This window comes from Stenotrophomonas sp. BIGb0135, from assembly GCF_024810105.1.
In the GTDB taxonomy this organism is placed as follows: Bacteria; Pseudomonadota; Gammaproteobacteria; order Xanthomonadales; family Xanthomonadaceae; genus Stenotrophomonas; species Stenotrophomonas maltophilia_AB.
On record NZ_JANUDX010000001.1, the window covers coordinates 155,106 to 167,082 of the forward strand.

At 66.1% G+C, this 11,977-nt stretch carries 9 protein-coding genes; 4 read left to right on the forward strand and 5 right to left on the reverse strand.

All coding sequences use genetic code 11. The features are described from left to right. Positions 1-49 precede the first annotated feature (49 nt). From M2421_RS00655 to M2421_RS00670, 4 genes are all read right to left on the reverse strand, one after another. On the reverse strand, positions 50-421 hold the full coding sequence (locus M2421_RS00655) for a hypothetical protein (RefSeq protein WP_259202589.1): 372 nt from the start codon (positions 419-421) through the stop codon (positions 50-52). A 218-nt stretch (positions 422-639) separates the two neighbouring features. Continuing rightward, positions 640-858 (reverse strand): translation initiation factor IF-1, encoded by a 219-nt coding sequence (gene infA / locus M2421_RS00660; RefSeq protein ID WP_005409596.1) that lies wholly within the window; start codon positions 856-858, stop codon positions 640-642. Between the two features lie 198 nt (positions 859-1,056). Further along, positions 1,057-1,791 carry a leucyl/phenylalanyl-tRNA--protein transferase gene (gene aat / locus M2421_RS00665; protein WP_259202590.1) on the reverse strand — a complete coding sequence of 245 codons (735 nt, stop codon included), beginning with the start codon at positions 1,789-1,791 and terminating at the stop codon, positions 1,057-1,059. Continuing rightward, complete coding sequence (locus M2421_RS00670) at positions 1,788-2,918, reverse strand: GNAT family N-acetyltransferase (RefSeq protein WP_259202591.1); 1,131 nt, start codon at positions 2,916-2,918, stop codon at positions 1,788-1,790. Before M2421_RS00670 ends, aat begins: the two co-directional genes overlap by 4 nt. A 709-nt stretch (positions 2,919-3,627) precedes the next feature. Between M2421_RS00670 and M2421_RS00675 the strand changes: the two genes are divergently transcribed. Continuing rightward, positions 3,628-5,136, forward strand: coding sequence for an N-acetylmuramoyl-L-alanine amidase (locus M2421_RS00675; protein ID WP_259202592.1), 1,509 nt, complete (start codon positions 3,628-3,630; stop codon positions 5,134-5,136). A 282-nt stretch (positions 5,137-5,418) separates the two neighbouring features. Here M2421_RS00675 and trxB read toward each other — a convergent pair whose 3' ends face one another. After that, positions 5,419-6,390 carry a thioredoxin-disulfide reductase gene (trxB, locus tag M2421_RS00680; protein ID WP_259202593.1) on the reverse strand — a complete coding sequence of 324 codons (972 nt, stop codon included), beginning with the start codon at positions 6,388-6,390 and terminating at the stop codon, positions 5,419-5,421. A gap of 255 nt (positions 6,391-6,645) precedes the next feature. On the opposite strand from trxB, the gene M2421_RS00685 reads away from it, so the two are divergent. The 3 genes from M2421_RS00685 to lolA all read left to right on the forward strand — a co-directional run bounded on the left by M2421_RS00685 (position 6,646) and on the right by lolA (position 11,761). Next, positions 6,646-9,012 carry a DNA translocase FtsK gene (locus M2421_RS00685; RefSeq protein ID WP_259202594.1) on the forward strand — a complete coding sequence of 789 codons (2,367 nt, stop codon included), beginning with the start codon at positions 6,646-6,648 and terminating at the stop codon, positions 9,010-9,012. Positions 9,013-9,059: 47 nt separating this feature from the next. After that, a complete protein-coding gene (locus M2421_RS00690) occupies positions 9,060-11,006 on the forward strand; it encodes a DUF3857 domain-containing protein (RefSeq protein WP_259202595.1) in 1,947 nt (648 codons plus the stop codon). 116 nt (positions 11,007-11,122) lie between these two features. Then, positions 11,123-11,761: an outer membrane lipoprotein chaperone LolA gene (gene lolA / locus M2421_RS00695; RefSeq protein ID WP_259202596.1), complete on the forward strand. Its 639-nt coding sequence runs from the start codon at positions 11,123-11,125 to the stop codon at positions 11,759-11,761. Positions 11,762-11,977 lie beyond the last annotated feature (216 nt).

Below are 11,977 nucleotides of genomic sequence, written 5' to 3' on the forward strand. Positions count from 1 at the left end.
GAGCCAGCCCCGCAAGGGGCTTTTTCATGCCCGCTTGATCGCTCGGCGATCAGCGCCGGGCACGGGCGCGCGTGGCGAATTCCTGGGCGGTGATCAGATCCACGCGGCTGATGTCGCACGTCTGTGATTTCGTGCGCAGGCTGCTGATGCCGCCACTGCAGATCTCGCCCGCGCGGTCGGGGGTCACGAACGCCAGTTTGGGTGACTGCGCGGCGCTGGTGCAGCTGCTGTTGAAGCGCACGATGTAGTGCTGGTCACCATTGCGCAGCAGCACGTCGCTGTTCGCGTTGGCGCGCACGATCTGCTGGTCGGCGCTCAGGGTGATGCAGTCGGCCGCGGGGGCGGCGGCCGGCTCGGCGGCGTGGGCAGCAACAGCGGTAGAGGCGACAACGAGCAGGCTCAGCAGGGAAAGGGTCTTCATGGCGGGGGCCAACGGTGGCGATCCGGAGTGGACCGGCAACCAGCGTGCGCGCTTGCCCGCCAGGGCGAATCTGCAGCAAGGCAGCCTGACCGATGTCAGGGTGCACAGGGTCAGGGTGCCGCTTGGCAGGGGCGGCCGCTTTTTCGCGCCCACGCAAAAAGGCCAGCTCCTGGCTGGCCTTCTGGCGGGGCTTCTGTGGGGAAGCCGCCCCGAACCGCTTACTTCATGCGGTACGTGATACGACCCTTGGTCAGGTCGTAGGGCGTCATTTCGACCTTGACGCGGTCGCCCGTCAGGATGCGGATGTAGTTCTTGCGCATGCGGCCGGAGATGTGGGCGATGATTTCATGCCCATTTTCCAGTCGGACGCGGAAAGTGGTGTTCGGCAGCGTCTCGCTGACGGTGCCTTCGAACTCGATGGAGTCGTCTTTCGACATGTAGTCCTGTGCAGTTCTGTAAACGGCCGAGCTGGCCTTAAGAGCGGGCATTTTACGCGCTCTTCCCCCTGGATGCAAAGTTTGTGTTAATCGGGCACGTTCAGCGGTCCCAGGCAGTGCCGGCCCGCGTTTGGCGCCAGGCGGTCCCCGGCGCGGCTGGGGCGCCGAGCGTCGACCGGCCTCCGCGATCGCCCGATGTCAGGCCAGCGCTGCCGCGCCGAACGTACCGAAGGCCTGCGTCCAGGACCCGGGCGCTCCACCCGCGCCCACCTGCTCGCGCACAACCTGCAGAAATCGCGCCCGTGGCCAGTGTTCGGCGCCCATGCTCAGCAGGTGATCGTTCTCCACCTGCGCATCGATCAGCGGCCAGCCCCACTGTCGCAAACGCTGCGCCAGGCCGGCCAGGGCCACCTTGGAGCCGCCGCTGGCCGCGCTGAACATGCTTTCCCCGAAGAACATCCGGCCGATCGCCACGCCGTAGATGCCGCCCACCAGGCGGTCGGCGCTGAACACCTCCACCGAATGGGCGTAGCCCAGCGCATGCAGGTCGATGTAGGCCGCCTGCATCTGGCCGGTGATCCAGGTGCCGTCCTGCCCGGGGCGCGGGGTGGAGGCACAGGCGGCGATCACTTCGGCAAAACAGGTATCGGCCCGCACCACCCAATCGCTGCCGCGCACGCTGCGGCGAAAGCGCGAGGAGAGGCGCACGCCGTCGGTACGGAACACCATGCGCGGATCGGGTGACCACCACAGCAGTGGCTGGCCCTCGGAAAACCACGGGAAGATCCCGCCCGCGTAGGCATTGAGCAGCCGCACCGGCGACAGGTCGCCGCCGATCGCCAGCAGCCCATCGGGGTCGCGCAGTGCGGTCTCGGCGGGCGGGAAGGGGGCGTCGGCGCGCGCGTCCAGCGCCCAGGGCAAGCGGCGGCTCATGCCGGGTCCGCCGCCTTGAAGGGGCTGTGCTCGGCCAGCGCCTGCGCATAGCGCGCCACGTCAGCGCGCTCGCTGGCACACCAGTCCGCCAGCGCCTCGGCGAAGGCCGGCTCCGCCACCCAGTGCCGGCTGCGCACGGCTGTCGGCAGGAAGCCGCGCGCCAGCTTGTGCTCGCCCTGCGCGCCGGGTTCGAAGCGGGTCAGGCCCTCGCGCAGGCAGTACTCGATGCCCTGGTAGTAGCAGGTCTCGAAATGCAGGCCGGGCAGGGTGGCGCCCCCCCAATAGCGCCCGTACAGCGTATCCGCACCGCGCAGGCACAACGCCCCGGCAACCGGGACGCCGTCGCTGTGGGCCAGGAAGATGACCAGTTGGCGTGGCATCGCGGCGGCCAGGTGGCGCAGGAACGGCAGGGTCAGCGCCGGGGCATTGCCGTACTCGGCGAAGGTCTGCAGGTAGAAGCCATGCATGGCCAGCAGATCGTCCTCGCTGGCGTCATCGCCGTGCACGATCCGATAGGTGACGCCGCTGCGGGCCAGCTTGGCCCGTTCCTGGCGGATGTTCTTGCGGTGCTTGTGGTCCATCGCGGCAAGGAAATCGCCGAAGTCGCGCCACTCGCCCGGGTTGTGCCACTGGAACTGGATGTCCTCGCGCAGCATCCAGTCCGCCCCGAAGGCCGCATCTTCCTCCGCGCGGTGGAAGTTGACGTGCGCCGATGACCAGCCGATGCGCTGCACTTCCGCGCGCAGGATCTCGGCCAGCGCGGCGCGATCGACATCGTCGCGGGCCAGCAGGCGCGGCCCGGTCACAGGCGAGTAGGGCACCGCACCCAGCCACTTGGGGAAGTAGTCCAGCCCGTGCCGCGCGTACGCATTGGCCCAGGCATGGTCGAACACGAATTCGCCGTGCGAGTTGTCCTTCAGGTAACCCGGTATCGCTGCGACCAGGGCGTCGCCGTCCCAGAGGGTGAAGTGCCGCGGGCGCCAGCCCCATTCCGGGCGCAGACAGCCGTGTTGCTCCAGCCCGGCCAGGAAGGCGTGGCGGACGAAGGGATTGCTTCCGTCGTGCAGGGCGTCCCAGTCGGCGGCGGGGATGTCGGAGAGTCGATGGAGGAAGCGTGGATCGGGCATGGGGAGAGGATAGGGCAGGGCGATGGCGAATGGGGGCTGAGGGTGGATCAATGCCTTTTGCGGAACTGATTGAAAGTCTATTCGGCACCTCGCGACAACTGGGCGGTAGCGCACCGATTGGGATGACAGCGGAAGGCGCGGTAAGCATGCGCAAGCCGTATCGAGGGCGCGGGCTTCATTCACATGATTGGGGGAATCAATATGAGGACTTGCGAGTGTCAATGGGAGTGACGCAGGACTGGATCTTCTGCTCACCCGAGAAGCGCAGCGGCTTCTCGACGCTGACCGCATCAAGCGCTCCCAGGCGGCCAACGCAACTGTCTCGGCTCAGGTGGATATTGAACGGAGAATGCTGGGGATCAACTTCGGGCCAGGCTTTCTCCCCATTGAAGAAGACGGCTCCACAGAGGAGATCGAGCAATTAATGGACAGGCAGCCGCGCCGGAGCTGACAGCTGCCGTTATTACGGCGAAGGTCTGGGTGAATCTGGGCAGCGGAGAGGTGACCGTGCTGTCGATATAGATGTGCTGGGCGCAGGGGTCGGTTTAGTGAGTAGGTCTTATCAATTTGTTTCGTTGCATTGATTGGATCAAGGTTCCGCGGGCTCAGCGAAGCGTGCGGAAACGCGCGTTTAGCGTTGACAGGGCGGGGCAATCTGATGACGAGGTGATGCGGCCATGCACGCCCCTTGATCCTACGGAGAACGTCAATGTCACGCCAAGTCACTTCCATTCTACTGCTGGTCGGATTGATTGCAGGGGCGAATCTTCTTCTCGCCGCGTCGGTGCGCGGTGCAAGTGCAGAGTCGCTGCAGTTAGAGCGCGATGTCGAGCTCGATACCTTGTTGACGCAGCGCGTTCGATATGCCTTGGAACGGGTGGCGCTGGTAGACGGTCAGTCGCGCCCCCGGCATGTCAATGCCTCGCTGAACATCGCAACCGGGGTTATTACGGTGCGCCTGGACAGGTCATTTCTTCCTGAGGACTACGGCCCTTCATTCGAGGACCAGAGAAGCAACATAAACAACGGCTTGATCTATGAAGCCGAAAAGTTCGCTCCAGTCAGTGCCGTGGAGTACCTGTACGACGGCAAGGATATCTACCACTACTTTCCCGAGGTCAAGGCTGCCGATGACGCTGCCCGCCTGGAAGGCGAGCGGCGGCAAGCGGCGGAACGGTCCGGGCTGGCAGTTGTTGCGGCAGGTCATGGTTATTTCATGAGCTACAGGACTAATACGTGGGTAACCTCCCGCGATGAGCACAACGGTGTAAGCGAGGGGTTGCTGATGCCTTTGTATGCAGGTGAATTGAGGGCTTTGGTGGAGGCTCGTAGTGGTATGGCAGTCACACGGGCACGCGTACAGGAGCCAGGTACGACTCATCCAGAGAGTGGATTCGAGTGGTGGACCATGGCCGCGCGCTATGCAATCGCGCAGCAATACCCCATGGAGACCGGGATATGGAATACATACGCAGGCAGTACGCTATGGGACAGGGAGGAGCGGGAGGACATCAATAGCAGGCCAAAGCTAGCCAACCACGTCGGGGCAGATGTGGTCATACATCTTCACAGCAATGGCGAAGACAGTGGCGTGGTGCGTGGTAGCCGGGTCATAGTCCAGCCGGGCCGGGCTGTTGACGCTGCACTGGGACGTAGTGTGCTGTGCTCAATGAAAGAACTGATACAAAGTAGGGCCGGCTATGAGACTTTCGTGGTGGCGCCCGCCCCGCATGTTGATAACAAAGGGGAGAATCGAGAGGCGCACATGCCGTCAATAATCGTTGAAACGGCATTTCATACCAATGCTGCTGATGCAGCTGCGCTACTCGATCCAGAATTTCGCGCCGCCTCAATGAAGGGCGTCGAAAAGGGCTACCGCCTGTTCCGCGAAGGCAAGGACTGCAAGCCGCTCAAGGGCGAAGCCATCGAGGATGTCAGCATGTCCCAGGGCGCTTCCCGCGAGATCGAGGTGCCGTTTGAGGGCTATCCGCAGTATCCGTTGCGCATCGTGACGCGCAACGTGGGGTGCCCGCCGGGCTGGGTCTGCCGAGGCAGCGAGATCACCGTGGAGGTACCGCAGCCGACGCCGTTGAAGATCGCGTTGTCCTGCAACAACGGCGGTTCGGCCCCATTGTTCTGGGAGACCTCGCTGGTTGATGATGACGGGGTCAAATCGGTGCCGGTCCGGCATCGGCAGCAGTGCATCCGTCGTCCATAGGCCGGGTTTACACGGGATGGCTGCGCCACCGTTGGCTCAGTATTCGGGTAGCCGCGTTTGAGCTTCGTTGGCTGGGAGTGAGCATGAAGACATTCCGTCGTTCCAGGGCCATATTCCCGGGAGGGCGGTGAAGCTGCGGACAAAAATGACGCTGGGTCACGCCGCTATGCGTCGCAGCTGCCAGGCTTGAGCTGCCATGGCGCCCCATAGCCCGCACCCCTAACAAAAAGACCGGCGCACTGCGCCGGCCTTCCGTTGCTGCTGCGCCGGTGCTGCCCGGCCTCAGCCCAGCTCGCCCTTCGCATCCAGGTAGCGCTCGGCATCCAGCGCGGCCATGCAGCCGAAGCCGGCCGAGGTGATGGCCTGGCGGTAGTGCTGGTCGGCCACGTCGCCGGCGGCGAACACGCCCTCGACCGAGGTCTGGGTGGCGTTGCCGCCCAGGCCCGAACGGATGTCCAGGTAGCCGTTGTTCATGGTCAACTGGCCCTCGAACAGACTGGTGTTGGGGTGGTGGCCGATGGCCACGAAGAAGCCGTGGGCCTCGATGTCGCGGGTGCTGCCGTCCAGGGTCGACTTGACCCGCACGCCGGTCACGCCGGCATCGTTGCCCAGCACTTCGTCCACCTGGTGGTGCCACACGGTCTCGATCTTGCCGGCGGCGACCTTGGCGAACAGCTTGTCCTGCATGATCTTCTCCGCCTTGAGGGTGTCGCGGCGGTGGACCAGGTAGACCTTGCGGGCGATGTTGGACAGGTACAGCGCTTCTTCGACGGCGGTGTTGCCGCCGCCGACCACGACCACGTCCTGGTCACGGTAGAAGAAGCCGTCGCAGGTGGCGCAGGCCGACACGCCGCGGCCCTTGAACGCCTCTTCCGATTCGATGCCCAGGTACTTGGCGGTGGCGCCGGTGGCGATGATCAGGGCGTCGCAGGTGTACTCGGCGCTGTCGCCGATCAGCTTGAACGGGCGCTGGGACAGGTCGGCGGTGTGGATGTGGTCGAAGATGACCTCGGTCTCGAAGCGCTCGGCATGGGCCTGCATGCGCGTCATCAGGTCCGGGCCCATCAGGCCATGCGCATCGCCCGGCCAGTTGTCCACTTCGGTGGTGGTCATCAGTTGGCCGCCCTGCTGCAGCCCGGTGATCACCACCGGCTTGAGGTTGGCGCGCGCGGCATAGACGGCGGCGGTCCAGCCGGCCGGGCCGGAGCCGAGGATGACGAGCTTCTGGTGGCGGGAGGGCAGGGAATGGCTCATGTAGACTCGCGTAAGAGGGGTGGGGCGGGGCGCCGGCGGTGATTGCGTGACGTCCAAGACAGGTCATAGAGTGGCGGCAGGGGCGGGGCGATTCAAGGCGGCCGGTGGAACGGGGCGGTCCGCAAGGGCCATGACCGGGCCCCGCGCCATCGATTTGACGGCGGCAACTGAATTGTCCAGCGGTCGGCACTGAAAAGCGCGGCCCAGTCGTTTATTATCAAGCACTAACAGTGCATTCCCAAGGTGTGGTCTAAGGTGGCGAAGCAGCTCCCGGAACGATCCAAGTCTCCCGACAGCAAACCGTCGCGCAAGGCTGCGGCGGCGCCTGCGCCTGCCGACAATTCGGGCCGTCAGCGACTGTGGCGCGACCTCGGCCTGATCGCGATCGCCCCGGCGTTGCTGTATCTGGTGGCCAGTCTGTTCACCTATTCGGCGTCCGACCCGGGCTGGTCGCATACCGGCAGCGTGGTCGCGCCCATCCACAACATGGGCGGCCGTGTCGGCGCCTGGATCGCCGACGTGCTGTTGCAGCTGTTCGGCTACATCGCCTTCGTGCTGCCGATCGTGCTCGGCGCGCTGGCCTGGATCGCCATGTTCGGGCTCAAGCGCGAGAGCAAGGGCGGGCATGACCTCGACCCGGCGCTGCGCCTGGTCGGCCTGGTCGGCTTCCTGATCGCCGGCACCGGCTTCCTGCACGTGCGCCTGTTCACCGGCGACGTCGCCCATGCCGGCGGCATCCTCGGCCGGCTGGTCGGCAATTCCCTGAGTGCCGGCTTCGGCGCGTTGGGCGCCAACCTGTTCGTGCTGGTGCTGCTGCTGGCCTCGATCACCCTGGCCACCGGCATCTCCTGGTTCGTGGTGATGGAGAAGATCGGCCGCTGGGTGCTGGCGCTGCCGCCGCTGTTCAACAAGAAAAAGGAACAGGCCACCGAATGGCAGCAGACCCGCGCCCTGCGCGAGGAGCGTCAGGAAGTGCGCAAGGTCGATGCCGAGGTCCGCGCCAAGCGCGAGCCGGTCAAGATCGAGCCGCGCCCGGAGCCGGTGCTGGAGAAGAGCGACCGGGCCAAGCGCGAGACCCAGATTCCGATGTTCCGCGGGGTCAACGGTGACGGCTCGGACCTGCCGCCGCTGGCGCTGCTGGACGATCCCAAGCCGCAGCCCAAGGGCTACGACGAAGACACGCTGGAAACGCTGTCGCGGCAGATCGAGTTCAAGCTCAAGGACTTCCGTATCGAGGCCCAGGTGGTCGGTGCCTATCCGGGCCCGGTGATCACCCGCTTCGAGATCGAGCCGGCGCCGGGCATCAAGGTCAGCCAGATCAGCTCGCTGGACAAGGACATCGCCCGCGGCCTGTCGGTCAAGTCGGTGCGCGTGGTCGACGTGATCCCGGGCAAGTCGGTGGTGGGCCTGGAAATCCCCAACGTCACCCGCGAAATGATCTACCTGTCCGAACTGCTGCGCTCCAAGGAGTACGACAAGTCGGCCAGCCCGCTGACCCTGGCGCTGGGCAAGGACATCGCCGGCCGCCCGACCGTGGCCGACCTGGCGCGCATGCCGCACCTGCTGGTGGCCGGCACCACCGGTTCGGGCAAGTCGGTGGCGGTCAACGCCATGGTGCTCAGCCTGCTCTACAAGGCATCGCCGAAAGACCTGCGGATGCTGATGATCGACCCGAAGATGCTTGAACTGAGCGTCTACCAGGGCATCCCGCACCTGTTGGCACCGGTGGTGACCGACATGAAGGAGGCCGCCAACGGCCTGCGCTGGTGCGTGGCCGAAATGGAGCGCCGCTACAAGCTGATGAGCGCGGTGGGCGTGCGCAACCTGGCCGGCTTCAACAAGAAGGTCAAGGATGCCGAGGACGCCGGCCAGCCGATGATGGACCCGCTGTTCAAGCCGAACCCGGAGCTGGGCGAAGCCCCGCGTCCGCTGGAGACGCTGCCGTTCATTGTGATCTTCATCGACGAATTCGCCGACATGATGATGATCGTCGGCAAGAAGGTCGAAGAACTCATCGCGCGCCTGGCGCAGAAGGCGCGTGCGGCCGGCATCCACCTGATCCTGGCCACCCAGCGCCCGTCGGTGGATGTGATCACCGGCCTGATCAAGGCCAACATCCCCACCCGCATCGGCTTCCAGGTCAGTTCCAAGATCGATTCGCGCACCATCCTGGACCAGTCCGGTGCGGAGACCCTGCTGGGACACGGCGACATGCTGTACCTGCCGCCGGGTACCGCGCTGCCGGACCGCGTGCACGGTGCGTTCGTGTCCGACGAGGAAGTGCATCGCGTGGTCGAGCACCTCAAGGCCAGTGGTCCGGCCGATTACATCAGCGGCGTCCTCGACGAGGTGCAGATGATGGGCGACGGCGTGGTGGTGGGTGCCGGTGGCCTGCCCGAGGCGAGCAGCAGCAGCGGTGACGAGTCCGACCCGCTGTACGACGAGGCCCTGCGCATCGTCACCGAGACCCGCCGCGCCTCGATCTCCGGCGTGCAGCGCCGGCTGAAGATCGGCTACAACCGTGCCGCGCGCCTGATCGAGGCGATGGAAATGGCCGGGGTGGTCAGTCCGCCCGAACACAACGGCGACCGCAGCGTGCTGGCGCCGCCGCCGCCGAAGTAACGCCGCGCCGCCAGGCCATGGGCATCGCCCCGTACAAGGAACCTGCAATGAAGCCGATGGTCTGGATGCTGTGGGGCGTACTGGGGGTTGCCCCGGTCGTGGCGCATGCCGATGCGACGCCTGCGGCGGCGCCGCCGGCGACGCCCGGCCCATCGGTCGCCAGCGACGCGCAGGCCAGCAACAATTTCAGTTTCGTGCGCTACCGCGCGGACTATGCCGTGCGCGCCGATGCCGGCAACACCCAGACCGAAGAGTACGAGATCCTGCTCAAGACCAAGGCTGCGGTCGAGCAGTTCAGCCAGGTGCGGCTGAGCTATAGCGAGAAGATGGAAACGCTGGAGGTCCTGGCCGCCTACACGCTGACCGCCGACGGCCAGCGCCGCGACGTGCCGGCCGACCGCATCTACACCCAGGAAAGCTACTCCAGCGCGTCGGCGGCAATGTACGCCGACCGCAAGGTGCGGGTGGTGGTGTTCCCCAACCTGGCGCCGGGCACGCGCGTGGTCTACACCACCCGTCGCACGCAGAACACGCCGTATTTCCCGGGCTACTTCGGCCTGTGGGAAACCTTCAGCGTGTTCACCCAGTACGACGACGCGCGCGTGACCCTGACCGCACCGGCCAGTTTGCCGATGTTCGTGCAGCAACGCGGGGTGCAGGGCAGCGACCGGCCGACGATCCGTGACGGCCAGGCCAGCTGGGCCTGGCGCTACCAGCGCGGCACCCCGATGCAGTCGCAGAACTGGTCGGCCGCGCCCTGGGAATTCAGCCCGACGATCATGGCCAGCACCTACCGAGACTGGTCGCAGGTGGCGCGCGCGTACCAGCTCAAGGGTGGGCAGGCCGCGCAGGTGACACCCGGCATCCAGGCGCTGGCCGACCAGTTGACCGCCGGCATCGACGACCGCCGCGAGCAGGCGGCGGTGCTGTATCGCTGGGTGGCGCAGAACATCCGCTATGTGGCGGTGTACCTGGGCAATGGCGGGCTGGAGCCGAATCCGGCACAGAGCATCCTCGACAACCATTACGGCGACTGCAAGGACCACGTGGTGATCCTGGAGGCGCTGCTGGCCGCGCGCGGCATCCAGAGCAGCGCGGTGCTGATCGGCGCGGGTGGCGGGCCGAGCCTGCCGGCGATTCCGCTGCTGGGCCGCTTCAACCACGCCATCACCTACATCCCCGAGTTCGACCTGTTCCTGGACTCGACCAGCCCCTATGCGCGCTTCGGCCAGTTGCCCGACGCGGACCTCGGCGCGCCGGTGCTGCTGACCCGCACGGCCACGCTGTCGCGCACGCCCGACAACGATGCCACGCGCAACGGCAATGGCCTGCAGGTCGATTTCCGCTTCGATGCGCTCGGCAACCTGACCGGGCAGACCGTGCAGCAGCCCAGCGGGGTCACCGAGATCGGCATGCGGGGCTCGTTTGCCCGGCTCAACGCGCAGAACCGCGCGCGGGTGGAGGAGTCGATCATGGCGTCCTCCGGCTTCGACGGAACCGGCGCGCTCACCCTGCTTGGCGACCCGCAGGACCTGGCGCAGCCGTTCAACTATCGCTACGACTTCCACGCCAGCGATTACGTGGACTTTGGCGTGGTGGGCGGCATGCCGCTGCCGGACGCGCCCGGAGCCGAGTCGGTGCGTGGCATCTACGCGACCACCTCGGCGCCGCAGAACGACGCGCCGTTCTACTGCACCGACAGCCTGCGCGAGGAGACCTATCGCCTGCAGTTCCCGGCCGGGGTGCCGATCGTGGCGATTCCGCGCGGCCAGCAGTTCAGCAACGCCGCCGGTGAGTACACCCTGGACTGGAGCCGCCAGGGCCAGACCATCATCGCCCACCATCGCCTGCACCAACGCGCGGTGCGCGGCGCGCAGGCGTTGTGCCAACCGCAGGATTACCCTGCGTTCCGCGAGCTGTACCAGCAGGTGCGGCGTGGTTTCCGCGGCCAGGTGGTGTACGGCGACCTGAAGACCGTCCAGGCCAACCCCTGAGGGGTCGCCGCGGGCGTAGCGTGCCCGTGCCACCCTGTGCGGACTGCCCCTGATCGCCCATTCAGGTTTAAATGGGCACACTGCCGCCATCCTTCCCATTTTGTCTGGATACGCCCATGCATACCCCTTTCCGCCGCTATCTGGTTGCCGCCACCCTGGTCGTGGCCAGTGTCGGGTCGGCCTCGGCCTGGGCCGGCGCCCGCGATGAACTCAACCGCTTCACCCAGGGCCTGAAGGGGCTCGATGGGCAGTTCAGCCAGCAGGTGTTCGACAGCAAGGGCAAGGTCAAGGAGAACACCAGCGGCCGCGTCGCGCTGTCGGCGCCGCGCCTGTTCCGCTGGGAATACATCAAGCCGCACGAGCAGCTGATCGTCGCCGATGGCAAGAAGGTCTGGGTGTATGAGAAGGATCTGGAGCAGGCCACCGTGCGCCCGCAGGGCGCCGAGGAACAGAACAGCCCGCTGACCGCGCTGATCAATCCGGCATTGCTGGACAAGCAGTACGACGTGAGCGAAGAAGCGGCGGCCCGCGATGGCCTGCAGTGGTTGTCGCTGAGCCCCAAGCGCGAGACCGACACCGCCTTCCAGTACGCCGCGCTGGGCTTCAATGCCCAGGGCCTGGCGCGGATGGAGGTGGTGGACGCGGTGGGTCAGCGCACGGTGATCAACTTCACCGGCTGGAAGCGCAACCCGGGCTTTGCCGCCGGCACCTTCAGCTTCGCACCGCCCAAGGGCACCGACGTCATCGGCGAATAAGCCGGGACGGGCGAGCGTAGCCCCGGGCCAGTGAGACGGGAGGGGGGTAGAGCCAGGCCATGCCTGGCTGGGGCCTTCCTGATATCCCGTGCGCCGCACGGAGAGCAGCCACCCATGGGGTGGCTCTACCGGCATGCGAAATGCGTCCGCCGCACGGAGAGCAGCCACCCATGGGTGGCTCTACCGGTGCCGATCCGACGTGGGTTCACGCGCGCT

Bases quoted from the DNA above. Each gene is read 5' to 3' on its own strand.
- infA (WP_005409596.1), bottom strand. From the start codon at position 858: ATGTCGAAAGACGACTCCATCGAGTTCGAAGGCACCGTCAGCGAGACG.
- M2421_RS00675 (WP_259202592.1), top strand. From the start codon at position 3,628: ATGTCACGCCAAGTCACTTCCATTCTACTGCTGGTCGGATTGATTGCA.
- trxB (WP_259202593.1), bottom strand. From the start codon at position 6,390: ATGAGCCATTCCCTGCCCTCCCGCCACCAGAAGCTCGTCATCCTCGGC.
- M2421_RS00655 (WP_259202589.1), bottom strand. From the start codon at position 421: ATGAAGACCCTTTCCCTGCTGAGCCTGCTCGTTGTCGCCTCTACCGCT.
- M2421_RS00690 (WP_259202595.1), top strand. From the start codon at position 9,060: ATGAAGCCGATGGTCTGGATGCTGTGGGGCGTACTGGGGGTTGCCCCG.
- lolA (WP_259202596.1), top strand. From the start codon at position 11,123: ATGCATACCCCTTTCCGCCGCTATCTGGTTGCCGCCACCCTGGTCGTG.
- aat (WP_259202590.1), bottom strand. From the start codon at position 1,791: ATGAGCCGCCGCTTGCCCTGGGCGCTGGACGCGCGCGCCGACGCCCCC.
- M2421_RS00670 (WP_259202591.1), bottom strand. From the start codon at position 2,918: ATGCCCGATCCACGCTTCCTCCATCGACTCTCCGACATCCCCGCCGCC.